The 26,228-nt window shown below is 50.7% G+C and carries 18 protein-coding genes; 14 read left to right on the top strand and 4 right to left on the bottom strand.

Going from position 1 to position 26,228, the window contains the following annotated elements:
- Positions 1 to 747: 747 nt before the first annotated feature.
- From ABC831_RS24795 to ABC831_RS24815, 5 genes are all read left to right on the top strand, one after another.
- The gene (locus ABC831_RS24795) at positions 748 to 1,770 is read left to right on the top strand and encodes a LacI family DNA-binding transcriptional regulator (protein ID WP_343250754.1); all 1,023 of its coding nucleotides are present in this window, start codon (positions 748 to 750) and stop codon (positions 1,768 to 1,770) included.
- A gap of 59 nt (positions 1,771 to 1,829) precedes the next feature.
- Positions 1,830 to 2,867, top strand: coding sequence for a sugar ABC transporter substrate-binding protein (locus tag ABC831_RS24800; RefSeq protein WP_343250755.1), 1,038 nt, complete (start codon positions 1,830 to 1,832; stop codon positions 2,865 to 2,867).
- A gap of 62 nt (positions 2,868 to 2,929) precedes the next feature.
- The gene (locus ABC831_RS24805) at positions 2,930 to 4,429 is read left to right on the top strand and encodes a sugar ABC transporter ATP-binding protein (protein ID WP_343250756.1); all 1,500 of its coding nucleotides are present in this window, start codon (positions 2,930 to 2,932) and stop codon (positions 4,427 to 4,429) included.
- A gap of 59 nt (positions 4,430 to 4,488) precedes the next feature.
- Positions 4,489 to 5,463, top strand: a complete 975-nt coding sequence (locus ABC831_RS24810; protein WP_343250757.1) for an ABC transporter permease — start codon at positions 4,489 to 4,491, stop codon at positions 5,461 to 5,463.
- A gap of 136 nt (positions 5,464 to 5,599) precedes the next feature.
- Complete coding sequence (locus ABC831_RS24815; protein WP_343250758.1) at positions 5,600 to 8,188, top strand: family 78 glycoside hydrolase catalytic domain; 2,589 nt, start codon at positions 5,600 to 5,602, stop codon at positions 8,186 to 8,188.
- Between the two features lie 274 nt (positions 8,189 to 8,462).
- On the opposite strand, the gene ABC831_RS24820 is transcribed toward ABC831_RS24815, so the two are convergent.
- Positions 8,463 to 9,989, bottom strand: coding sequence for a response regulator (locus tag ABC831_RS24820; protein ID WP_343250759.1), 1,527 nt, complete (start codon positions 9,987 to 9,989; stop codon positions 8,463 to 8,465).
- Between the two features lie 30 nt (positions 9,990 to 10,019).
- Positions 10,020 to 11,813, bottom strand: a complete 1,794-nt coding sequence (locus ABC831_RS24825; RefSeq protein ID WP_343250760.1) for a sensor histidine kinase — start codon at positions 11,811 to 11,813, stop codon at positions 10,020 to 10,022.
- 297 nt (positions 11,814 to 12,110) lie between these two features.
- Here ABC831_RS24825 and ABC831_RS24830 point away from each other — a divergent pair, with 297 nt between their 5' ends.
- The 8 genes from ABC831_RS24830 (at position 12,111) to ABC831_RS24865 (ending at position 20,522) form a co-directional block, all read left to right on the top strand.
- A complete protein-coding gene (locus ABC831_RS24830; protein ID WP_343250761.1) occupies positions 12,111 to 13,259 on the top strand; it encodes an ABC transporter substrate-binding protein in 1,149 nt (382 codons plus the stop codon).
- 170 nt (positions 13,260 to 13,429) lie between these two features.
- On the top strand, positions 13,430 to 14,206 hold the full coding sequence (locus ABC831_RS24835; RefSeq protein ID WP_343250762.1) for an ABC transporter permease: 777 nt from the start codon (positions 13,430 to 13,432) through the stop codon (positions 14,204 to 14,206).
- Positions 14,203 to 14,991 carry an ABC transporter permease gene (locus tag ABC831_RS24840; protein ID WP_343250763.1) on the top strand — a complete coding sequence of 263 codons (789 nt, stop codon included), beginning with the start codon at positions 14,203 to 14,205 and terminating at the stop codon, positions 14,989 to 14,991. The genes ABC831_RS24835 and ABC831_RS24840 overlap by 4 nt, the downstream gene beginning before the upstream one ends.
- The gene (locus ABC831_RS24845; RefSeq protein WP_343250764.1) at positions 14,970 to 15,749 is read left to right on the top strand and encodes an ABC transporter ATP-binding protein; all 780 of its coding nucleotides are present in this window, start codon (positions 14,970 to 14,972) and stop codon (positions 15,747 to 15,749) included. The genes ABC831_RS24840 and ABC831_RS24845 overlap by 22 nt, the downstream gene beginning before the upstream one ends.
- A gap of 100 nt (positions 15,750 to 15,849) precedes the next feature.
- The gene (locus ABC831_RS24850) at positions 15,850 to 16,644 is read left to right on the top strand and encodes an ABC transporter ATP-binding protein (RefSeq protein ID WP_343250765.1); all 795 of its coding nucleotides are present in this window, start codon (positions 15,850 to 15,852) and stop codon (positions 16,642 to 16,644) included.
- 13 nt (positions 16,645 to 16,657) lie between these two features.
- Complete coding sequence (locus tag ABC831_RS24855) at positions 16,658 to 18,205, top strand: sulfatase family protein (RefSeq protein WP_343250766.1); 1,548 nt, start codon at positions 16,658 to 16,660, stop codon at positions 18,203 to 18,205.
- 95 nt (positions 18,206 to 18,300) lie between these two features.
- Positions 18,301 to 19,746, top strand: a complete 1,446-nt coding sequence (locus ABC831_RS24860) for a sulfatase family protein (protein ID WP_343250767.1) — start codon at positions 18,301 to 18,303, stop codon at positions 19,744 to 19,746.
- Positions 19,743 to 20,522 (top strand): sulfite exporter TauE/SafE family protein, encoded by a 780-nt coding sequence (locus ABC831_RS24865; RefSeq protein ID WP_343250768.1) that lies wholly within the window; start codon positions 19,743 to 19,745, stop codon positions 20,520 to 20,522. The genes ABC831_RS24860 and ABC831_RS24865 overlap by 4 nt, the downstream gene beginning before the upstream one ends.
- A 200-nt stretch (positions 20,523 to 20,722) precedes the next feature.
- Here the strand turns inward: ABC831_RS24865 and ABC831_RS24870 are convergent, their stop codons facing one another.
- Both ABC831_RS24870 and ABC831_RS24875 read right to left on the bottom strand, forming a co-directional pair.
- Positions 20,723 to 22,987 carry a hypothetical protein gene (locus ABC831_RS24870; protein ID WP_343250769.1) on the bottom strand — a complete coding sequence of 755 codons (2,265 nt, stop codon included), beginning with the start codon at positions 22,985 to 22,987 and terminating at the stop codon, positions 20,723 to 20,725.
- 1 nt (position 22,988) lies between these two features.
- Positions 22,989 to 25,079, bottom strand: coding sequence for an efflux RND transporter permease subunit (locus ABC831_RS24875; RefSeq protein WP_343250770.1), 2,091 nt, complete (start codon positions 25,077 to 25,079; stop codon positions 22,989 to 22,991).
- Positions 25,080 to 25,346: 267 nt separating this feature from the next.
- Here ABC831_RS24875 and ABC831_RS24880 point away from each other — a divergent pair, with 267 nt between their 5' ends.
- The gene (locus ABC831_RS24880; protein ID WP_343250771.1) at positions 25,347 to 25,967 is read left to right on the top strand and encodes a TetR/AcrR family transcriptional regulator; all 621 of its coding nucleotides are present in this window, start codon (positions 25,347 to 25,349) and stop codon (positions 25,965 to 25,967) included.
- Positions 25,968 to 26,228: the final 261 nt, after the last annotated feature.

Consider the following 26,228-nt stretch of genomic DNA (forward strand, 5'->3'; position numbering starts at 1 on the left):
AGGGCCCGGAACACTGTCCGAGCCGTCCTGTGGCGAGTTTGTTCCGGGCCCTGCCAATAAGAGGTTCTCCCGTCTTCGGAGTTAGCCATTCTTAGGTCCGGCCGAAGTGATTTGGCCCCACGGGATTTGCTGCCCGGCTCCCCAAGACACGCCGCTTCCCTTCAGCCCGGACCTCAGTATCAAAATCCCCATTTACCAAAATTGGCCGTGAATCGTAACCATCAATATCAGGTATGCAAATTTTATTTCTTGACGGCTCTTTTTGTCTGCTGGTTGTAACATCCGCTAGCTGTAACATCCCACGTCTGTATCATCTGGAATACATGCTGAATCTTGCTATCCGTGTGCTGTCTATTGCGAACATATGAGGGACCAAGGGTATGGAAGAATCCCGGTATCCTGATCTTGAACAACAACAATTCAAAAACCCGGAATTTCCTGCATTCCGTGCGGTTGATCTGCCTCAAGTGTTCGAAACGGTATAGATAAGGTTTCATACAGCACTTAAGAAGTATAATTTGTATGAAAACTGTAAGATTACTGCAGATTTACCTATTTATTCGACCGAAGAAAACGGTTACACATGAAAAAATTAGACAGAATAAACTAATAAATGAAAAAAACTAAACATAACTAACATAATAATATCAATATTATTTAAAAAATTAAGAGAATATATTGACATTTTGCAAAAAGAGGAATATATTCATTATAAGAAAACGGTTACATAAGAAAAGGACGGATAAAATGGAGAAAAAAACTGTTACAATAAAGGATATTGCGAAAGAGGCAAATGTATCTGTGGCAACGGTTTCACGATATTTGAACGCGAGCGGCTATGTGGACGATGCGAAAAAGGAAATGATTGCAGAGGTAATCCGGAAACTGAATTACCGGCCCAATCGGATGGCCCAGAGTCTGAAAACGAAGGAAAGCAAGAATATCGTGCTGATACTGCCGGATATTCAGAACCCTTTTTATTCCACCATGGGTGTTGAGGTACAGAGGATGATGATGGAGAAGGGATATACCATTACCCTGTTCAACACGGGCGCGGATTACGGGATGGAGCTGAATTGCGTCAGGATGGCCGCTGATATCGGAAACGACGGGGTTATCTTCGCAACTGTGAATAGCAATCCGCAGGTCGTGGAGGCACTCAGGAATCTCAATACACCTGTAATAATGGTAAATGTAAATCAGGCGTGCGGTTTTGATGCGGTATTCGCGGACGGTGGGCGCAGCACTTATCTTTCCACCAGATATTTAATAGAGATGGGGCATGAAAGAATCGCATACGCCGGCGGAGCACTGGGGACAGATACAGTCAACAGCCGTAAAGGCGGTTATATGAAAGCCATGGAGGAAGCAGGTCTGGATGTCCCGGAAGAATACATATTTGAAATGGGCCTGAAACTGACCAGCGACACGGGGAAAAAATGCGGTTATTATTTTAATGCTTTAAAGCACAGACCGACAGCGGTCTGCTGCGCCAATGACCTGATCGCCATGGGCCTTTACCAGACCTTGAACCAACTGGATGTAAAGATACCGGATGAGATCTCTGTAACCGGCGTAGATAATATCATGTACGCCGAGTTGAGTAATCCCCGGCTGACCTCTGTGACCAATGACGGCGGGGAGTTCGCCAGAACAGCGGTGAATGCTCTGATGGACCGTATCCAGGGGAATTACACCGGCGAACCAAGGGAATTCTCTATAGACAGAGAACTGGTGATCCGTGATTCCGTGCGGAAATACACAAAATAGGCAGCGCTGCAGCAAAAGCAATTATATAAAAACTAAGCACAGAAAAGGAGAAATAAGGTATGAAAAAAAGTATGGTACTGTTTCTGACGGCAGCAATGGTACTGGGCCTGACGGCCTGCGGAGGGGAAAAGGCGGCGGATTCGAAAGCACCTGATACGGAAACAACAAAGACACAGACTTCGGATCAGGATACGGCAGGCTCCGGCGGCAAGGAAGAAGCAAAAGATGGAAAAATCGTAATCGGTATGGCCATGAATGAGGAAATCGACTTTATCAACGAACTGCAGACCGCCCTGGAAAATTACGCCAAGTCCGATGAAAATATCGAGATTATATTTACCAACGCGAATTCCAACGCGGAAAAACAATTATCGGATGTGGATTCCCTGATTGCCCAGAGCCCGGATGTAATCGTTCTGCGTGTGGTGGATGCGGATGCAGGAGCCGCCTGTGTGGAGGCGGTAAAGAATGCAGGGATTCCCTGTGTCGTACAGGATACGGCGGTAAATTCAGATCTCTATGACTGCCGGATCGTAGGAGACCAATCCACCGTAGGGAAGCTGATCGGAGGCTACATGCAGGAATGGCTGGATGCCGATGAGAGCCGCCAGATCAGTATGGGCTATATCAATGGCGCTCCCAGCGAGGTTATCAAAAAACGGGAAACCGGAATCTATGAAGCAGTGGATCAGAACCGGGTCCATACTTTTGCCTCCCAGATTTCCACCGGATTTTCTGCGGAAGGCGCCATGACTTTTGCAGAGGACTGGCTTCAGTCCCAGCCGGATATGAACTGTATCGCCTGTGCCAATGACGAGATGGCGGCGGCCTGCATTCAGGCACTGAATGCGGCGGGCGTGAATTTCGACGAGTTTCTGGTATTCGGATGTGACGGCGGAACCATCGGGCAGCAGTATCTCAAGAGCGGAGAACTGAAGGCGACAGTTTATCAGAGTGTGGACAAGATCGCGCAGGCGATCATCGATGTCAGCAAGGGAATCACGGCCGGCGAGACTTATGAGAACAAAATCTATGACCCGGATTGTTATAAACTGATGACGAAGGACAATATGGAAGAACTTCTGAAAGAGAATTAATCGATACCGGCAGGTGCGGGCAGATTCTGTAAACCGGAGTCTGACAGTTGGGAGAAACAAATATGCAGAATGTAAAACCAGTTTTGAAAGTAAAGGATATCACCAAAAGTTTTCCCGGAGTACAGGCACTCAAAGGGGTCGATCTGGAAGTCTATCCGGGAGAAGTCCATGCGCTTATGGGGGAAAACGGCGCTGGTAAATCCACGCTGATGAAAATCGTTCTGGGAATCTACCAGCCCACCACGGGTACCATGCATTTGAATGGGGAGCCCTATGCCCCGAAAACACCTAATGAAGCGCTGCATAAGGGGATATCCATGATCCACCAGGAAATCAGTCTGGTTCCCACCACCAGCGTCTCTGAAAATATATGGATCGGCAGGGAAAAACAGTTTGGAAACAAGGTGTTTATCAACAAGAAAAAGCAGGAGGCCGCCACGAAAGAAATACTGGAACGGCTGGGGCTTGCCATATCTCCATCTGCGTTGGTATCGTCCTTAAGTATCGCCCAAATGCAGCTGGTGGAGATCGCCAGGGCGGTATCCTATGATTCCGAAATCATCATTATGGACGAGCCCACCAGCGCTCTTACAGATGAGGAAGTTAAGAAACTATATGATATCATCCGCACACTGTCGCAGCAGGGGAAAACCGTGATCTATATCTCACACAAATTCGATGAGATCTTTGAGATATGCGATAACGCCACAGTGCTGCGGGACGGCCAGTATATCGCTACCAGGGAAATAGGAAAGACGAACCAGGAAGAACTGGTCAGCCTGATGGTAGGACGGCAAATGCAGGACATGTTTCCGAAGAAAGCGGTAGAGGTCGGGGCCCCTGTGCTGGAGGTAGAGCATCTGAGCATGGGCGGTATTGTCAATGATGTGAGCTTTACGGTACACCGGGGAGAAATCCTGGGGTTTGCCGGCCTTCTGGGTGCCGGGCGGACGGAGATTATGGAGACCATATTCGGGATCACGCCGAAAGACAGCGGAACCGTACGGCTGAACGGGCGGGAGATCGAGGTTCGCAACACTAAGCAAGCCATCGAAAATAAACTGGCCATGGTTACAGAAGACAGGCTGCACACCGGAGTGATCCATATCCAGTCGGTGCGGTTCAATGAATCTTTGGCTTTCATGAAAACGGTTACACATCTGGGATTTTTAGACAAAGCCAGGGAACGCAGAGACACGGACGACATGGCCAGACGGCTTGCCATTAAGATGCCGTCCATGAACAGCGAGATAGCCCTGCTCTCAGGAGGAAACCAGCAGAAGGTTGTGATCGCCAGATGGCTGTTGACCGAACCGGATGTGCTGATCCTGGATGAGCCGACCAGAGGGATCGATGTGGGAGCGAAGGCGGAGATCTATAAGCTCATGGGAGAACTGGCGGGACAGGGCAAGGCGATTATCATGGTGTCCTCAGAGCTGCCGGAAGTCATGGGGGTCTCCGACCGGATAATGGTTGTGAGGGAAGGCGGGATCTCCGGAGAATTTGCAAGGTCGGAATTTAATTCGGATGAGATTATGAAATGTGCCTTTGGAATCAAATAAATTCACCGAAACTTATTCCGTAAAATTTAGGTCGCGACACGGCGACACTGGAGGATTGTATGAAGAGTAAAAGTAAAAATATAGATATACTGATGTTTATTCTCAATAATAAAGCGATGATCCTCACCATCCTGCTTCTGGTGATTTCATTCATCCTGACAGGTGGTATGGCAGCCACCGGGAACAATGTGGCGGGCGTGATGCGCCAGATATCGGTTCTGGCCATTATCAGTATCGGGTTTACCATAATATTGGCGGGAGGAATGATGGATCTGTCGGTGGGCAATGTGGTCAGCCTGTGTGGAATCCTGTATGGCATGACGTCGAAGATTCTGCCTCTGCCCCTGGCTCTCATGCTTGCGGTACTGGCCGGAGTACTCTGTGAGTTTCTCAACGGAGTCCTGATCCGGGCATTCCGGCTTCCGTTCTTTGTTCTCACCCTGGCTACCGGCCAGGTGTTCAAAGGGATCGCCTATATTATTACGGACGGAAAGTCTATAGGGGGCCTGAGCGAAGGTGTGAAATTCCTGGGGCAGGGCCAGGTACTGGGATTTTTGCCGATGCCATTTTTTATCATGATTCTGGTCGTCATTCTGATGGCGGTCGTTCTGGGTAAGACTACCTACGGCAGGCATGTGCTGGCGGCAGGGGGAAATGCCCAGGCGGCGGAAGTATCCGGGATCCGGGTTGGATTCATTAACATCACCACCCTGATGATCGGCGGAGTCTGCTTCGGGCTTGGAGCGGCGATCCTGACCGGGCGGGTGGCTTCGGCGATTCCTACCGCAGGGGATAATTACCTGATGGATTCTATCGCGGCGGTGGTCATCGGCGGCACACCCATGCACGGCGGAAAAGCGAAGGTAATCGGGACACTGTTTGGTGTGGCCCTGATCGGAATCATTAATAATATGCTGAACCTGTTGAATATTTCCTCCTACTGGCAGTGGGTGTGTAAGGGCATCATCATTATCATTGCCATCGTGCTGGACTCGATGACGGACCGTTTCTTTTCTGTCAGAAAAACGAAGTAAGGCAGGGAAAGTGAAGGATAGCAAGGAGAAGTATAAGCAAGTATAAAAGACAAGCAAGGATAATGCAAAAGCAAGGATAAGGCACAAGTAAATATAAGGTGAAAGTATGACATGCAAAATAAATTGTTTATGTGAAATGATGGAACAACCGGTCGGGATCGACTGCCTCAATCCACGGTTTTCCTGGAGCATAGAGCCGGCTCCGGAGGGGGCGGGACAGACGGCATACCGGATCCTGGTGAGCGGGTCAAAAAATATGGAAACGCCGGTGTGGGACAGCGGAATGGTCCGCTCCCCATCGGACCACCTGGTAGCTTATTCCGGCACCAGACTGAAAAGCGGTACCAGGTATTATTACCGGATCTCAGTTCTCTGCGGGGACGCTCTATTTGTCGGTGAAACATGCTCATTTGTGACGGGGATCCTGGAGATAAGGGACTGGGAACCACTCTGGATCGCCTGCGCGGGAATGGCAGATCAGGCTTTCTATATCCGGTGTCCCTTCCGGGTGAAAAAAGCGGTCCGGACAGCGGCAGCATTTGTCGTAAGTCCAAACTATTACCTGCTCAGTCTGAATGGCGCACCATGTGGGGATCTGCGTCTGAATAACGCGCGTACCGATTACCGGAAAACCCTTCTCTATGAGACATATCCGCTGGATCTGAAAGAGGGGGAAAATGTCCTTGGGATCGAGATCGGAAACGGATGGATGAACCTGGAAGCAAGCGAGCGGAAAGTGGCGAAGCGGGAATATCTGGCTGCATTTCAGATCCGTATCGAATATACGGACGGAGCTGTGGAATGGGTGGCCAGCGGCCGGGAAAATAGTTACTGCTCCAATATCTGCCCGGTGACCCGCAACCACATCTATCATGGAGAAGAATACGACGCCCGCAGAAAACAGCCGGGGTGGAACACTCCTGGTTTCCGGATGAGCCGGGATGCGGGATGGGGACATGTCTATGAAGCGGATTCCCCCGGCGGGGAGATCATGGCCCAGATGATGGAACCGATCCGCATAACGCAGATCCTGGAACCGGCCGCGATCTATCCTCTGGGGGAACATTCCTGTACCGTGGACTTTGGACAGAACTTCGCCGGCTGGGTCCGGCTGCGGACACGAGGCCCGAGAGGGACCGCAATTACCCTGCGCTACGCGGAACTGATCCACGGGGACCGCACGGTCAATCCATGTTCCTTAAAAGGAGCCGTGGCTGCAGATTCGTTCATCCTGGAGGGAGAGGGGGAGGAAGAGTTCGAACCCCGTTTTACCTATCACGGATTCCGGTATGTCCAGCTGGATGGTTTGAAAAAACTGCCGGAGGCCCGGGATCTGGAGGGATGTGTGGTACGGACAGATGCCAAATGTATCGGCAGTTTCCATTGCTCCCATGAGTTGGTCAACCGGTTCTACAAAGCCATGATATGGACGGAGAAGAGCAACCAGCACAGTCTGCCCACCGACTGTCCCCAGCGGGGAGAAAGACTGGGCTGGCTCAATGATATGACGGTGCGCAGTGATTCTGCCCTGTACAACTTCCGTCTGCCCCGGCTGTACCAGAAATGGACCCGGGACATCCGGGACACACAGGGAAAGACGAGCGGAGCGATCTGTGACACGGCCCCCTTCTTCTTCATGGGGCAAAAGCCCGCTGACCCGGTAAGCAGTTCCTATCTGTTGGTGCCGTGGAATGTATACTGCCATTACGGCGACATAGAGATCCTGGAAGAAAACTATGAGGGCTGCAAGCGCTGGACTGATTATCTGAAACGTCATTCAGAACACTATCTGGTCACCTATTCCCAGATGGGGGACTGGGCCAGCCCCAAAAGGTGGTGTCTTCCAGACAGTATTGGCGGAGGTGCGGTATCCGCGGTCACCCCGCCCGGATTGATGGCTACCGGCTATCTCTATTATGATTACATAATATTACAAAAGATGGCGGAAGTCCTGGACAAGCATCAGGAAGCGCGGGAATTCGCTCAGGAGGCCGAACGGGTCCGGCAGGCGTTTCTGTCCGCTTATTATGATCCGGCTGCCCACTCCTTTGGACAGGGCAGCCAGGCGTGCAACGCATTTCCTCTGTACCTGGGCATGGTGGAAGAGACTGAGAAACCTTACGTTCTGCAGAACCTGATCACTGACATTATGGTAACAAATCAGGGACATCTCACCACCGGTAATCTGGGGACCCGCTACGTCCTGGAGGTATTATTCCAAAATGGCTTCCCGGATGAAGCGTTCTCACTCCTGACCCAGACCACCTATCCCAGCTGGGGTTACATGCTGGAAAATGGGGCCACTACTCTCTGGGAGCGATGGGAAAAGATCGAAGACAACACGATGATGGCTTCCTATAACCATCCCATGACCGGTGCTGCCGGTGTATGCCTCCACAAATACCTGTTAGGCATCAGTCCCGACGAGACTAATCCGGGGTTCCGGAACATTATTATCAGTCCCCGCATCCCTACCGCCCTCGACAGTGCGTCCGGCCAGGTAGAGACCGTCCATGGGATCGTCGAATGCGCATGGGAAAAAGTCCGGGATAGGAAATTCATCCTGAAAACCCGTATCCCATTTAACTGTACAGCCGAGATATACCTGCCCCGCATCTGGCCCGGAGACTATGAACTTATCGTCCGGCCGGAAACGGCAGGCAGGACGAAAGATCCAGTCAGAGTCACTTCCGGTACCTACACTTTTGAAATGATGAGAAGGTGAATGGGGGGATTAAGGGGGCCGGGATGGGAGGGAAGCGGTCCGGCCTTGGGAACCGGGCGGCAAATCCCTCCCATCCCTGCTTTATAAATGGCGTTTTACATGTTGTGTAAGACGGACAGGTTTGGTAGAAAATTATTTTTTCCATAGATACTATCTGATCCACTTTCGTTAAAATGGGGAAAGACTATAATGTGAGTTTTTGTCGGCAGTTTGCAGGACCTATTCTGCATCATTTGATAAATATTCCGCTCTTTGACGAATAGCCCGGTCTACGTTAATCTTCGCCGCCAGCCCGGTATTTATATGGGTTCGTAGCATACTTCTCTTTAAAAATCTTAGAAAAATAGCTCAGATTCTGATACCCGACCTGCCGGGCGATATCCGAGACCTTCCGGTCGGTATTCTTCAGAAGCTCCTCCGCGATTTTTAGTCTGTAATTGGTCAGATATTTATTAAAAGAAATACCCACTTCGTTCTTAAATAACCGGCAAAAATACTCCTGGTTAATATTCAAATCATCTGTGATATCAGAAATCTTCTCAATTACCGCATAATCTTTCCGAACCCGGATAATAGCGGTTTTCACATAATCAGAATATCCGGAATAAGTATTCAGAAAACTGATGGTACTGCCCGACAGGAACGAGTAAATATGTTCTTTGAACTCCCGGAAATTCCGGGCGTTTTTTAATTTGGAGATAGCCGCATGGCATAGCTTTTCTGTATTGGCAAAGCCCTGCCCCAGAGCGATCAGCTTATAATTATTGATGATTTCCCGGAATATTTTCCGGATCTGGTAGATCTGCGGCGGATGTTCGGTTTCCAGGTAGGACAGCAGCAGTTTGATCTTACTCTGGGCTTCGTGAAAGCGCTGGGAAGATATCTCATAGATAATCTCCTGGAAACTTTTCTGGAGCGTATCCTGCCAGATGTGGTATGCTTTCGCATCGGCCTGATATACCGGGAGGGCAGGTGCGGCCTTATCTGTGTCATCCTCCGTATAGAAGCGCGTGTTGTGCAGGAGCAGGCTGACAGACAGCTCCTCGGCGAATTCCAGATCCCCGGTTACCGGACCGGAAGTGCCGATGGGACGCAAAAGCAGATGCGACATCTGACGGATGACCTTTTCAAACACATCATACAGATACAGGCGGCTGGAGGAAGCGGGCAGATAGAAGAGCGCCACATGATAGCCCTGTTTCCATTCGTGCTCCCGGATGACCAGGGAGAAGGACTCGGAGCACTGTTCCCCCAGCTTCACGGACAGAGGACCAGGCGTTGGCAAAGCCTGATAGGTCAGGATAAAATAAGGACCTGAAGGGACCGCCAGCCCCTCCTGGGCGATCCATTGATTTAATTCACCGGGAGTGAAGCGGATAAAATCCCCGGATGCAGCCCTGGGCACGGGAACCGCGGCCGGCTGTTCCCCGGCCTTTTTCATACATCCGGAGATGATTTCCCGGAGACATTCTTTGGTAATCTCTGTTTTCAGGATAAATTGATCCGCGTTATAGTTCAGAGAATCCCTGGCATATTCAAAATCATTGTGGCTGGTCAGCATGACAACCATCGTCTGTGGCACCAGCAGCTTGATCTGCCGCAGCAGTTCGATCCCGTCCATCATGGGCATTTTAATATCTGTGAACACCAGCTGCGGCCCGTTTTGACGGAAACATTCCAGGGCATCCCGGCCGTTCGCCGTGATCCCGACGATTTCCACCGGAAGTCCGGTGTCCCGGATTACATACTCGATCCACTCCCGGATCGGCAGTTCATCATCTGCGATCATAATCTTTAACATAGTAAATTTCCCCCCTGTTGCCATTTAGAGTCAGATATCATCATTCCCGATCCTGGGATGCAGAATCTGTATCCGGGTACCGCATCCCTCTTCACTGTCGATGGTGATCCCATAAGAAGGTCCGAAGTGAAGCAGCAGCCGGTCCGAGATATTGCGGATTCCGATCAGGTTCGAATGCTGGCTGCTGGGTACCAGGTCCCCGTCCCACAGTCTGTTTAACTGCTCTGCGTTCATACCGATGCCGTTGTCGAAAAGTGTAATCTTAAGATCGTTCCCCTGGGGGCAGATGCTCAGCGTGATTTGTCCCCGGTATCCGATATCCGAGAAGCCGTGGAATATGGAATTCTCGATCAGAGGCTGCAGCATCATCCGCAGGATACGCAGGGAACAGAATTCCTCCGGCACATCCGTGATAAAGTCGAAGATATCCCCGTACCGGTATTTCTGGAGAGTGATGTAATTTTCCAGAAAATTAAGCTCGTCCGCCAGCAGCATAAATTTATTGGTATAGGACATGGTATTTTTTAAGATAACCGTAAAGGCGTCGATTACGCCCAGCGCCCGGTCTTTTTGCCCCATATCCACCATGCATTTGACCGAGAACAGGGTATTATAGATAAAGTGCGGATTCATCTGGGCCAGCATGGCCTGCAGTTCCACCTGACGTTTGGACTCCTCCTTCAGTTTGATATCCTCCACCAGCATGTTGATCCGGCCCAGCATATAATTACACTCGTCGGAGATGGTGTTAATCTCGGCCCAGCCGCGGACATTAAAATTTTCCGGCGCCTCTTCGCTCCCCACCTTCTCCAGCTGCTGGCACAGGTTGGACAGCGGTTTCACGATTTTACTGGACAGATAGTACGAGAGTGTAATAATGACCATAAATACCACGAACCCGAAGATAATTACGATATACTGAATGGAAGCCAGCGGTTTTAAGACTACCTCCAGGGGTATTTCCTCGATCATTACCCAGCCAAGCGCGGCATTTTCGCATTTTGAAAAGAGAAACTTTTCCTTATTCTTATCTATGATCTGGAAGCTGGTGTCTCCGAAAATTTTACCGAACCGGTCCATATTATAAAAATTGATGGAAAGCATGTCCTTGTTGTTGTGGGAGATGATCGTTCCCTTCTGATCTATGATATAGATGGAATTGTTGTTATTGATCAGACTCTCGTAGGTGGCCGACAGATTCGATTCTTTGACATTTAACAGGAAGATGCCCAGCTGTTCGCCGGTATCCTGATTCAGAATCGAATATGCCATGGAAAATACATACTGCGGATTCTCTGAGAAATTCCGATGTGTGGAGATCAGAACCGGCTGCCCTTTGGCAGCAATAATATCCGCGTACCACAGTTTCTTCTGATACATATCGATCGTGCGCCCGGAGGGATATCCATCGGTGGAATAGGTGAAACCGTTGTTCAGCGCTATCGTATAATAAAAGTCAATATTGGTGGCGTCGATGGTTTTCTGCAGAATACCATCCAGGGTATCCATGGAATGGATAATATTGAGCTGTTCCTCTGGGGACAGTTCCCGGGTATAATCAAGATCAGACCGGTTAAACGGCAGATTATAATAATAGAAGTTGCTGACTACATTCACCGTCTGAAGGATGGAGCTGGTCCGTTCCGAGATCTGTTCCAGCACATCCACCCTGGAGGAGGCCAGCTGTTTGGTTATATTTTTGGAATAGATATTATAGGAAAAAACTACCATTAAAAAAGTAGAGAGAAACACCAAAAACAAGAAACAAAATAATAAAACCTGCTTTAGCTGAAAATTTTTCTTAAATATTTTGAATATTTTCATACATCACCTGTCAGAAGCCTGTATTCAGTAGTTGTGAAAATTACTGTTAAAAATTATAACATTGACGGAAATGAGAGTCAAATTTGTAGAAAAATGTCAGAATAGTGTTAATTAATTTGTACAAATAGTAATATATTAGAAAACGGCAATCAGAATGAATGGTAATCGGGAGAAAAGTAGTCAGCCTGGTTTCATTACACAGGGGACTGCAGAAGCTATAATGAACTTACAACGTACGAAGGAAACGTACAGGAATAGAACACAGTTCAAACTACAAGGAACGAGGAGGAAAGTTTCATGAGAAAGAGGAAATTATTAGCTCTGACACTGGCAGTTGCGATGACAGCCACCGTATTTACCGGATGCAGCCTGAAACCATCATCAGATTCGGGACAGACCGCACCGGCCGCCGCATCAGACGATGCCAAAGAGACCGCCGCCGCATCCGGCAGCCAGGACGCCAAGGACGCTTCCGCGGATCAGGCTTCCGGAGATCTGAAACCTTTGCGGGTAGCAGTCCAGCCTTACTATAACGGTATGCAGATGGCCTACATCCTGGATCAGAAATTAGATGAACAAAACGGAATCAAGATCGAGCCGATCCTGTTCTCCAACGGAGCCACCCAGAACGAAGCCCTTTCCGCAGACCTGTGGGATGTGTCCATGACCGGAGGTGCCTTCGTATTCGGTGTAGCCAACTATGACGCGAAAGTCGTGGGCAGCCATATCGACGGAACCGGCGGAAATGAACTATATGTCCGACCCGACAGCCCCATCGCCCAGGTGAAAGGTTACAACCCCACATACCCGGATGTTCTGGGAAGCCCTGAGACTGTAAAAGGAGCCAAGATCATCATGGCCACCGGCACGACATCACAGCTGTGCGCGGTAAAATGGCTGGAAGCCGTAGGCGTACAGGAAGAAGACGTGGAGCTTGTAAATATGGAATACGCAGCCGGCTATCAGGCATTCTTAGCGGGCCAGGCCGACGCGGTTGTACTGGTATCGCCCTACTGCTACGATGCTCCGGAACAGGGCTGGGTGAAAGCTGCCGACCTGATCAATCTGGATACCCCCAACTACGAAGAAATCGTCGCTTCCAAGTCCGCATACGAGAGCAAAAAGGACGAAATCCAGACCTTCCTGAAACTGGTCTATATGGCGAATGACGCGCTGGAAGCGGATCCTGACAAGAAAGTGGAATATACCATGAAATGGTATGCCGACAATGCCAACGAAGTAACCGAAGAGAGCGCCAAGGCGGAATGTGACTTAAAGCCCCTGATCACCTCTGAGAAAGCCAGAGAGATCGAGATGGGTATCTATGAGAAAAACTATGCGGAATTCATGGTAATGATCGATAAGCTGGATTCCTCCCAGGTACAGACGGTGGTTGACAACGTAAAACCCGAGCTGATGAAAGCGGCCCTGGAATCCATGAAATAACTAACAAAAGGGGACATGTCCAAACCGGTTTGGGACATGTCCAGACTGAAATGGACATGTCCCAAACTGAAATGGACATGTCCCCGACTGGAATGGACATGTCCCAAATCGATTTGGACATGTCCCCATCCGGTATTTTTTTTCGCAAAATTTAGCTAAGGAGTGAAGGTATGAGAACAAAAACCAAGTATAAATTAATCTCACTTGCTTCTGTTTTTGTATTCCTGGCGTTCTGGGAGATCATAACGGACGTGCTGCAGCTGCTGCCCGCCTATGTCCTTCCCAGTCCGGTCAAGGTACTGAACTGTTTTATCACGAAGCTTACGGCCTCGAGCCCTGACGGTTCCACATTGCCGGTACACATTCTGTCCAGCTTAAAGGTGTCCATGGCCTCCTTTTTGACCGCGGCGGTGGTGGGTATTCCGCTGGGTATCGCTATGGCCTGGTACAGCTCGGTAGACAAGCTGGTGAAACCGATCTTCGACCTGCTGCGTCCGATCCCGCCTATCGGCTGGATTCCGATCATGATCCTGGTCTTAGGCATCGGCTTCTGGGCCAAAGTCGCTGTTATTTTCGTAGGCGCCCTGATCCCCTGCGTGATCAACTCCTACACAGGAATCAAACAGGTGAATCCGGTGCATATGTGGGTCGGGCAGACCTTTGGAGGTACCAGGACCCAGATGCTGTTCCTGGTAGCGATCCCCACGGCGCTCCCGGTTATCTTCACCGGACTTAAGACAGCCCTCGGAATCTCCTGGATGACCCTGGTGGCAGCGGAACTGCTGGCCTCCAACAACGGGCTGGGTTATATGATCCAGGTAGCCCGTACCATCGGAAGAGCGGATATCATCGTCATGGGAATGCTGGTGATCGGTGTGGTGGGACTGATCCTGTCCACGATCCTGGACTTCCTGGAAAACAGATATGTGAAAGGGAGGCGGCCATGAGTAAACAACAAGTAAGGGATAAAGTATCTACGATTCTGTTCGCCCTGCTGTCCGTATGCCTGCTTCTGCTGGTCTGGCAGCTGGCTGTATCCGGGACCACCTTAGGGAAAATGTTCCCCAAGCCCATCCCGGTATTTCAAAAATTTGTGGAGTCCTTAACCGTACCCATCGGCCAATATACACTGGTGCAGCACGCGGTATTCAGCCTTTACCGGGTATTCGTGGGTTTTGTATCCGGCGCCGTAGTAGGCGTGGTCCTGGGAATCGCCATGGGACGGATCCCGGTCATCGACGCCATTGTAAAACCGATCTTCAATCTGATCCGTCCGATCCCTGGCGTGGCCTGGATCCCCATGGCGATCCTCTGGTTTGGAATCGGTGAAACCACGAAATACTTCATTATCTTCATGGGCGGCTTTGCCAATGTGTTATTAAATACCTATGCAGGCGCCCGGGATGTGGATAAACAGCTGATCGGCGCTGCCCAGATGCTGGGCGCGAACCGCAGACAGATCTTTGTACATATCGTGTTACCGGCCTCCGTGCCCTATATATTCGCCGGGCTACAGGTATCCTTATCAACCAGCTGGATGGCGGTGCTGGCTGCGGAAATGGTCTGTGCACAGGAAGGGGTCGGCTATCTGATCACCGGAGGCATGAACTCCGGCAACACGACCCAGATCCTGGTGGGAATGCTGGCTATCGGCCTGATCGGCCTGATCCTGGCGACACTGATGAGATATGCGGAAAAGAGGTTATGCTCATGGAAAATACGAGGAAATTAGAAAATGACTGCGTGGTCCGCTGTGACCACATCGGAAAAATATTCGGGGAGTTTGAGACCTCCCACGAAGTGGTAAAAGATATCAATCTGAATATCAAAGAAAATGAATTTGTCGTCATCTTCGGCCCCGGCCAATGCGGCAAAACAACCCTGTTAAACCTGATGGCGGGCCTGGAACAGACCACCAGCGGGGAAGTGAACGTAAACGGCAAACAGGTTAACGCGCCGGGGCCGGAGCGGGGCATGGTCTATCAGACCACGGCGCTGTTCCCCTGGCTGACCGTTATGGGAAATGTAGAATTCGGCCTGAAGATGGCCGGAGTGAAGAAATCCAAACGCCGGGAACGGGCGCAGTATTATATCGATCTGGTGGGATTAAAAGGCTTTGAAAAAAGCTACCCGGTCAAACTCTCCGGCGGAATGTGCCAGCGTGTCGGTATCGCCAGAGCCTACTGCAACGATCCTTCCGTAATTTTGATGGATGAACCCTTCGGACATCTGGATGCCCAGACCCGGTATCTGATGGAGGAAGAGATCGAACGCATCTGCTCCACAGAAAAACGGACGGTGGTTTTCGTGACCAACAACATCGAGGAAGCCATCTATCTGGCGGACCGGATCATTCTGCTGACGAATTGCCCCGCTACTGTGAAAAAAGAATATATCGTGGATCTGCCCAGGCCCAGAAGCTATGTATCTCCCGAATTCCTGGAGCTGCGGGAGCTGATCACATCGGAAATGGATGAAATGGACCTGTAAAGAAAACGGCGCAGTAAATGCGCCACTGGAGGTAAGGCTGGACAAAATGTCCATCCATACCTGAATGTGAGGCGCAGTAAATGCGCAACTGGAGGTAAATATGGGACAAGCACAAGCAATTGCACAGCCGGAAATCACACAACCGAAAAGTACACAGCCGGAAGCCATACTAAATGTGGACCATCTGACCAAAAAGTTCGGAGATCTTCTGGTGTTAAATGATATCTCATTTGATGTAAAAAAAGGTGAATTCCTCTGTATCGTCGGCCCCACCGGCTGCGGAAAAACGACCTTCCTGAACAGCCTGACCAGACTGTACAAGGCAGACGAAGGGAAGATCCTGTTCGAGGGCCAGGAGATCGATCCTCAAAAACATGACCTGGCTTACATTTTCCAGGAATACTCCACGATGGAATGGCTGAACGTAGAGGAAAATATCCGGTTTGGCCTGAAAGTGAAAGGCTACCCCAAAGAACTGCAGAACGAACGGGTGGAAAAAGTAATCAAAATGGTAGGTCTGGACGCATACCGTAAATTCTATCCCCGCCAGCTCTCCGCCAGTATGCTGCAGCGTGTGGTTATCGCCCGGGGGTTCGCGGTGGAGCCCAAGCTGCTGCTGATGGACGAGCCGTACGGACAGCTGGACCTGCAGCTGAAATATAAGCTGGAAGACGAGCTGCTGAACCTGTGGCAGGAGACCGGAACCACGGTCATCTTCATCACCCATAATATAGAGGAAGCCGTTTACCTAAGCGACCGGATTCTGGTATTGACCAACAAGCCCACCAAAGTAAAAAAAGAGATTATAAATAACCTGCCCAGACCCAGGAAAATATCCTCAGAAGATTTTATCAATCTGAGAAATGAAGTGACTGAGCTGATTAAATGGTGGTAAAAGAGGTGTAAATTTGGATAACTATAATATTTTGTATCTGATGTGCGACCAGTTTCGCTGCGACTGCATACATGCGCTGGGAAATGATACGATAAAGACACCCAACCTGGACCGTCTGGCGGCCAGAGGAGTAGCTTTTACACAAGCCTACTCCACCTGTCCGGTCTGTGTGGCAGCGCGCTACACGGTGATGACCGGCTGTGAACCGGAGAAAACCGGCTGTTATTCCAATGAAAATCCGGTTCCCATGGATGGCCAGCCGGAAGCGGTCGAGGAGCGGTGCGGCTCCTATCTGGCGCGCTGCCTGTCCGAACAGGGATACCGTACCTTTGGTATCGGCAAATTTCATACCAAACCGGATTGCTACGAGGATCTGGGTTTTGAAGTACACAAACATACGGAAGAATTATGGGAGACCCCCGAAATTAAGGAAAAGGATGCCTATGCGGGCTTCATGCTGCGGGAACATCCGGAATATGCGCATATTGACCAGCTCCACGGAGAGCGCACGAATATGTACTATGTCCCCCAAATGAGTCCGTTCCCGCAGGAATTAACCGTAGAAGGATTTACCGCGGATCTGGCGGTTCAGGAGATAGAAAAAGAGGATGAGCGGCCGTATTTTGGTTTCGTTTCCTTTGTCGGTCCCCATCCGCCCTGCGCTCCGCCGGCCCCCTATCATCTGATGTATAACCCGGACCGGATGCCGAATCCTATACGTGGAGATAAAAATATCGATCTGATGGACGAACAGATTACGTTCATGAACTATGCGATCTGGGCAGATGAGATCAATGATGCCTGGGCCAGGAACCTGCGCTCCCGCTACTACGGGGAGATCAGCTACATAGACGCCTGCATCGGCAGGATTCTGGACGCGGTCGAGGGCAGGCCGGATGCGGACCGGACGCTGATCTGTTTCTTTTCGGATCACGGGGATCAGCTGGGAGATCACCGTGCCTGGCAGAAGGAGACATTTTTTGAGGCATCCACGAAGATCCCGTTTCTGCTGAGTATGCCGGGGGTTCTGCCGCAGGGGGCCGTGGATGACAGCCTGATTAATCTGGCAGATCTGTATCCGATCGCTCTTAGGGCGGCTGGCTTCATGGAAATGCAGAGCCAAGCAGGGTTGGAGAAGCTGCAGATGGAAGAGCTGATGAAAAGGAAAGACGGTGTCGACATCCTGGGCGGAGTGAAAAGAAAAGCCGTCGTCGGAGTCTACGGGCGGCCCGGAACAGAGCGCTTCAAAGTCATGATCCGGGAAGGGCGGTATAAGTACATTTTCCTGTCTAACGGCGGGCTGGAACAGCTCTTCGATCTCCAGGAAGACCCGGAAGAATATGAAAATCTGATTTCCATACGGACCCGGGATGCGGATGGGTTCCGGACAAAATTAAAAGAGATCTGCAGCCGTGCGGGCCTCAGACAGTCCATGGAAAACGGGGAAATGAAAATCTTTCCTTTGACATACCGTCCACTGATGCGGATTCATCAGTTTGAATTCTCCAAAAACATCAAAGATTTCCAGGTGTCTAAAGACAATTATTTTTGTTCCATGTAAGGGAGATGTCCATTAACACCAAACTATATTCCAGATATCTTTATTCCAGATAAAGAAGAAATTTCAAAGATAAATAACAAAGGGAGGGAATTGACTTGTATAATCTGGTGATCATTACACCCGACCAGATGCGCCGGGATTATCTGGGCTGCTATGGCCACGAAAGCATCCAAACCAAACATATCGACGCGCTTTCCGAACAGGGGGTGACCCTGGACAACTGCTACTGTGCCGCTCCACTGTGCGCGCCCAGCCGGATCAGCTTCGCCACCAGCACCTATTTTTCCGAACACAATCACCGGAACTACTGGTCCTCCATCAGCTCTGAGGTACCGAACCTGGTCAGTGAGCTCAAAGACCGGGGCTACCGGACCGGCATGTATGGAAAGAACCATCTGTTCCTCTATTCCGAACTGGAAAAACTCTGGGATGGACTGGATGAGATCTGCCTGGGAAACTACGACGGGCATGAAAAGTATGAGCATTCCTTTTCCTCTTTTACCTTAGAGGAGGACCATCCCTATAATATCACGGGCCGGCTGACGGACGAGGCCATCGGTTTTATGCGGGAAAATAAAGACCAGCCGTTTTTTACCTGGATCAATTACCAGGACCCGCATCCGGCGTTCACCTGTCCCCCTCCATACGACACCATGTTTGACCCCGGCCAGGTGGAAGTGGGGAAGGAATACCAGGATTATGATAAGGACGCAGAGCCGGTGCGCAATGAAGTCTGGCGGAAACACTCGGAGATGGATCTGTGCTCACCCAAAGAGATGCGGCAGGCCATCGCCCATTACATGGGACAGGTCCGCTATGTGGATGACAGCGTGGGCCGGGTGATGGATTATCTGAACGAGAGCGGGCTTCTTCAGAATACGGTGGTTCTGTTCTTCTCCGACCATGGAGAATTGCTGGGGAACCGGGGTATGACCCATAAGATTCCGGTATTCTATGACTGCCTCACCAGAATTCCGGCGATCCTGTACCATCCGGAGAAATACCACGGTATCCGGTTTCGCGGGCTGGTGGAGGAAGTAGACCTTACCCCTACGCTGCTCGATCTGCTGGGTGTGGACGTGCCGCCTACCATGGTGGGCAAATCGATCTGCACGGCTCTGGACGCCGGGATCTATGATGAATTCAGGGACAGCGTGCTGTGTGAAGCGGGAGGAGGCGCTCCCACCTGTAAGGAAGCGATCCCCGGACTTAAGCTTTTGGCGCCCCATGTACCCACCTCCTTCGGACCCGGAGCCATGCTGCGGGAGGGAAACCTGAAACTGACGATTTACTATGACGACCAGTGCGAGCTGTATGACCTGTCATCGGACCCAAAGGAACTGAATAATCTGTACGGCAATGCGGCGTATGCCGCGGTCCAACAGGAAATGACGCTGAAGCTGCTGAAGCGGCTGCTTGGTGTCAAAGTGCGGGATATCAAAAGCCTGGAGTGGAATTATCCGAAATATCCGCAGGATGTCCGCTTTGAACCACTGGAGATGAAGGAGGTCATTCGGGATATTCGAATGGAAGTACAATGATTATGCTGTTTCTGGCCGTGAGCTTCGCGGCCTCCATAATCGGCTCGATCTGCGGAATCGGCGGCGGTGTGCTGATGAAACCGCTGCTGGACTCCTTCCAGGTCATGAGTGTGGCGTCGATCAGTTTTCTGTCCGGATGTACGGTGCTGACCATGTCTGTCATTTCTGTGCTGAAAAATAAAAGGAGCGGACAGATCCGGATGGATTACCGGATCTCAACGCCGCTGGCCATCGGTGCCGCAGCCGGAGGCGTCTGCGGAAAATACATGTTTCAATGGATCAGCCGGCAGGCAGCTGAGAATGTCGTGGGCTGTGTGCAGGCGGCCTGCCTGATGTTTGTTACGGCGGCCGCACTTGTGTACACAGTTAACAGGAAGAAAATCCGGACGTTACATATGACGAATGCCGCTCTGTGCGTGACGGTCGGGCTGCTTCTGGGGATTATGTCGTCTTTTCTGGGGATAGGCGGAGGACCGATTAATCTGGTGGTTCTATCCTATTTTTTCTCCATGGAGACCAAAACCGCGGCGGCCAACTCCTTGTATATCATCATGTTTTCCCAGGCGGCCAGCCTGATGAACACCCTTTGTACCGGTACGGTTCCGGAATTTGCGATAGGGTCGCTGGGAGTGATGGTTCTGGGCGGGGTCCTGGGGGGAATGCTGGGAAGCCGGATCAATAAGACGATCCGGGACCGGACGGTTGAAAAGCTGTTTATCATGATTATGCTTGTGATCATTGGGATTAATATCTATAATATCATACAATTCCTATGACAGCAGTTTTACTGCAACCTCAATGACAGAAGCCATTCTTCCCATGCCGAGCCCAATGTCTCAACCGCCCACAGCACTGAGGGCATCCTCGTTAAAATACTTCAGACTGGCCAGGGCTTTGGGGACCTCCCTGACTTCGTCGAAGATCAGCAGGGTGTGGGCGGGTTGTTGTTGCCGAAATTGACATAAATCATCTCTTTCTATTTTATTTCCGCTGTTTCTATAATGAACTTTACACTGCCGTCCATATCATCCCGGATTCCGGAGAAGGACTTATAAGCCTTACTCTCCTGGCTGATTTCATCCACCCGGTCCAGCAGTCCCTGGATATCATCATCAAAAGTGGATTTTAACTTCTGGATTCCGGTCTCGTCAAATTCCTTCATGCCGCTGTTCAAATCCTTCGCTCCGTCGGCCAGAGTTCCGATGCCGTCGGTCAGCGCGTTCGTTCCCTTGCGCAGGGTGTTTCCACCGTCCTTTAACTGATCGGATGCAGCAGACAAGCTGTTGGCTCCGTCCCGCAGCTCGCCGCTTTTACCGGAGAGGGTACTGGCGCCGTTCTTTAATTCGCCGCTCTTACCGGTCAGCGCGGACGCGCCGTTTTTCAGATCGGCACTCTTATCAGTCAGCTCCTTGACACCGCTTTTTATGTCCGGTGAGCTTTGAAGCAGGGCGTCGGCACCCTGTGTCAATTTGTCATTGTTCTCAGATAACTGATCCATTCCGTCTTTGATCTGACCTACCGCCCCGGGGAGCTGCTGCAGGCTGGGAAGCTGTGACAGCAGCGGTTTCACAGTATCCATTCCGGACTTCATCGAATCCAGATGATCGGCCAGCCCATCGAGAGAATCTCCGGCGGCGGTAACTTCGCCTTTCAGGGGGGAGGCGGGGTCTGACTGGAATACGGCGTTCAGAGTCCCGGTTACTGTCTGCGCGATACCGGAGTTGATGGAGGCTGCCAACGCATCCCTCTGCTCCTGAGGCATAGCACCGGTGGGATCGATGGAATTAAGGATCGCCGGTGTCAGGTTGGCGCTTAAGCTCTGGGACAGGGCGCTATCCAGTGCCTGCTGCAATTGAGCATTATACTGGTCGATCCCCGCGTTGATCGAGCCGGACATTCCCCGAAGCTGGTTCAGTGTGTTAGCATCCAGACCGCCGGCCAATGTGACCAGCGTGTTCAGCGTATTTAAGTCCTCCTTTGAGATGTTCAATCCGGATAACGCCTGATTCAGCTGATCGATGCCTTCCGCCACAGATTTGCTGCCCTCGACATACTGCTTTACTCCGGAACTTAGATTAGAAGCGCCGTCCACATACTGTGTAACTCCACCGGCCAGCCGGGTGGCTCCGTCCACATACCGGGACGCGCCGGAGGCCAGGGTGTCAGCGCCGTCCACATATTGATTCACGCCATTGGCCAGAGTATCAGCCCCGTCCGTGTATTGGTTCACGCCGTCTTTGAGGGTGCCGGTACCATCCTGGAGCTGATTCAGTCCATCATTCAGCGTGTTCACACCGTCCTTGAATTCTCCGGTCTTAGATTGAAGCTTATCGACGCCTTCTTTCAGATCACCGGTTCCGTCCACCAGCTCTTTTGACGCATCCGACAGATCAATTAACGCATCCTTCAGATCATCCATCCCCTCAAAATCATTCAGGTCCATGTCATTTAACAGGCCGCAGGTGGCGATCGTCATAGCAGGCCCCATCTGAAAATCGGTAACATCGGCTGTCAGAGTAAACGAGGCGGGGAACTCAAGATCCTCGCTGTCGATATCCAGCCGGTCCTGCAGTCCCGGGAAAGCAAGGCCTACGGCAATATCTGTTTTGGCATCGGAGATGATCTTCCCGTTATCCAAAGACACATTCTGAAAATGTTCCACCGGCAGCATCATGGCGGTAATCATAGTAAATGGAAGGTCCGTGGCGGTATAGGATACGGTCATGGAAAGGGTTCCGCTCTTCCCGGCCAGATCTGTGGGGGATATGGGGCTGCCGTCCAGCTCATAGTTGATGTCCATAGATACCGGCAGCGCTTTGTCGGTGGTTCCCTGATAATAAATATCGGCGCCTGCCGTTTTCCAGGTCAGCTGGTTCCCCTCCTGGGTAAAAGTCTCGTCACCTTTTACATTTACAATATCCTTCAAATCGGACACATCGCTAAGTGACGCTTCCCTGCCCGCATTCTTCAGCCAGTCGGAGACGATCACCTTCGTTACATTCCCGGACGCGTCCGCTGTCACATAGACGGTCTCTTCCTTTGCCGGCTCTGTGCTGTTTGAGGCGGCGGGAGTATTCGTCCCCACCTCTTCTATGGCATCCACCAGTTTTTCCTTGTCATCCGGGTCTGATTCGGCGGCGGTGAGATACCGGGAGCCGGGCCACATGGCTGAACCGACTGTTAAGACACCGGTGAGCAGCACAGCGGCACCGGCAGCAGCATATTTTTTCATATTCTTCATGTCATTTTCCTCCTTCATTCTCCGGCTCTTTTGCCAGGAAGCCGATCGATGTTTTACAGATTACTTTATCAAATATAAGGAACATGGACGGCAGTACACAGATTACGATAATCATACTGATAATGGCGCCCCTGGATAACAGTGTACAGATGGAACTGATCATATCGATCTTTGAGTAAAGCCCCACGCCGAAGGTGGCGGCAAAGAAGCTGAACCCGCTGATCATGATGGACTTCATCGATGTCTTATGGGCTATGCTGATGGCGTCCTTTTTACTCTTGCCCCGCCCCCGTTCCCTCTGGTAGCGGCTGGTCATCAGAATCGCGTAATCCACGGTGGCGCCCAGCTGAATGGTTCCGATTACCACGCTGGCCACAAAGGGAAGCGTGGTGCCCATGTAATAAGGGATCGCCATATTCATACAGATGGCGAATTCAATCACGGCCACCAGGATCACCGGCAGGGAGATCGATTTGAACACGATCATGATAATCAGGAAAATGGCAGCGATAGAAGCGATGTTGACATTGCGGAAATCCACGGAAGTGACATCCTCCAGATCCTTGGTCAGAGGCGCTTCCCCTACTACCATGGATTCCGGGCTGAACGATTTCACGATCTTCTCGATTTCTGTAATCTGCGCATTCACTTCCCCGGTAGCGGTCTTGTAATCCGAGCAGACGAAGATGATCTCATAATTATCACTCATGATCTTGCCTTTTAAGTCGGAAGGAATCATTTCATCCGGAAGCCCCGGGCCTACCAGAGAATTCATTCCCAGTGTATACTTCACGCCCTTTACCTGGTCGATCTGGCTGACCATATCATCTTTTTCCTTATTGGTCAGGCCATTTTTCAGCAGGACCATATGGATAGTATTCATGTTGAAATCCTCTTCCAGCTTGGCGTTGGCCACATTGCTGGGCAGTGTCTGCGGAAGGGATTTGTCGATATTATAATAAACGCCCACGTGATTATTGCCCCATAGAGAGGGCAGCAGCAGTACCAGGAAAAACAGGACAAAAGCCGCGTAGTGCCTGGTAATGAAACCGGAGATCTTATCCAGATTCGGGATCAGCGGTTTGTGATGCGTCTTTTCCAGCAGCTTATCAAACAGAAGAATCAGGCACGGAAGCAATGTCACACAGCAAAGGACTCCGATCACCACACCCTTCATCATGACCACGCCGATATCCCGGCCCAGGGTAAAGCTCATAAAACAAAGGGCGGCGAAACCGGCGATGGTGGTAACGGAACTTCCGGTGATGGATTTAAATGTATTGGATATGGCATGAGCCATGGCCCTGTCTTTCTCGCCGGGGAATCGTAACTTATTATCCTCATAGCTGTTCAGCAGGAAAATGGAATAATCCATAGTTACCCCCAGCTGCAGTACAGCAGTCAGTGCCTGTGTAATATAGGAAATTTCTCCAATCACCACATTGCTGCCCAGATTATAAAGAATCGCCACCCCGATACTGAACAGGAAAATAAGGGGGATCAGGAAAGATTCCATGGTCAGCGTCAGCACAACCAGACATAGCAGCGCGGCGATCACCACATAGACCGGCATCTCCTGAAGGGACAGGTTCTTGATATCGGTGACTACACCGCTCATACCGCTGATAAAACACTGCTGCCGGCAGATCGTCCGCATCTGGCTGATCGCGGTCATCGTCTCATCCGAAGATGTGGTATTGTCAAATAAAGCGATCATCATGGTGGCATCCCCGTTGTTAAATGCGTTTCGGATATCATCCGGCAGCATTTCCATGGGAACGGTGATATCCATGACATCATCGTACCAGATCACTTCCTTGACGTGCTCCACCGAAGCGATCTGTTCCTTTAATTTCACCACGTCCTTCGGCTGCATATCCTCCACGATCACCATGGAAAAGGCGCCCATACCGAATTCGTCCACCATGATATTCTGGCCCTCCACCGTTTCCAGACTGTCCGGCAGATAACTGAGCAGATCATAGTTCACTCTGGTATGCGCGATGCCGATCACAGACGGAATCAACAGCAGCATATACAGGGCGACGATGATTTTCTTATGTTTTACGATCTTCTTGGCAAGCTTAATCATACTAATCCTCCTCGTAATATTCTAAGCCCTACTCCACGGGATTCCTCAACCCCGCATCTTCGTTAATGTTTACTATATGCAACGCATCCTCATTTGAGACGTTGTTCACATAATAAAATGACTAAACGTCATTTCGAAACCCAAGGTCTGTTATACACCTAAAATGACCAATAGTCAACAATCCATAAAAAACTTAATAAAAATTTAATAATATTGACTTTTGGTCATTTTTGGACTTTAATAATATTCGAAAGGAGTATCATTTCTATGGGGAAACTGGAAGATAATAAAAAGAGAAAAAAGGAAGCCCTGTTCCACACCGCCTTTGATCTGTTCACGACAAAGGGAATCAACAAGACCGCCGTCTCCGACATTGTGGACCGGGCCGGCGTAGCCAAAGGGACCTTTTACCTTTATTTCAAAGACAAATACGACATCCGGAACAAACTAATCACCCACAAAGCCAATGAACTCTTCGGCATGGCCTGCGCATCAGTGGAAAAAGCCGCCCTGAACGACTTCGAGGACAAAGTAATCTACATCGTAGACTTTATTATAGACCAATTAACCCAAAACCCGCCCCTGATGAATTTCATCGCCAAGAACCTGAGCTGGGGCGTATTCAAAACAGCCCTAAGCCAGCCGGCGGACGAAGACGGCAGCATCTTCTGCGACAAATTCATGGAAATGATACAAAAAGATAGCCATCACTACGACCGCCCGGACATCATGCTCTTCACTATTGTAGAGCTCACCAGCGCTACCTGCTTCCCCACGATCCTGGAGGCATCACCGGTTACCATCGGGGAATTCAAACCTTACCTCCACCGTGCGATCCGGGCTATTCTTCATGCAAATTGGGTTCATGATTTGGGGGAGGGGGACTAAGGGGTGGGGATAAGGCTAAGGGCTAAGGCTAAGGGCCGGGAAGCCCTCTGGGGGACAGAAGGGGAGGCTCCTGTTTGGAGGAGGCGGGGCGGGCGCCTGTTCTTTGGCGGGCAAGGGCTTTTCGCTGGCTGCTGCTAAGTGAAATCCAGGCCGCAGATTCAGGAACCGGGCCAATTCACCAGGAACGCATGATGCGTTCCCGGTTCAGTGGCCCTTGCCCGTCGGACGTGAAGTCCGCCGTGCATCCTGAATCTGCGGCCT

It is taken from the genome of Diplocloster hominis, from assembly GCF_032380655.1.
In the GTDB taxonomy this organism is placed as follows: Bacteria; Bacillota; Clostridia; order Lachnospirales; family Lachnospiraceae; genus Diplocloster; species Diplocloster hominis.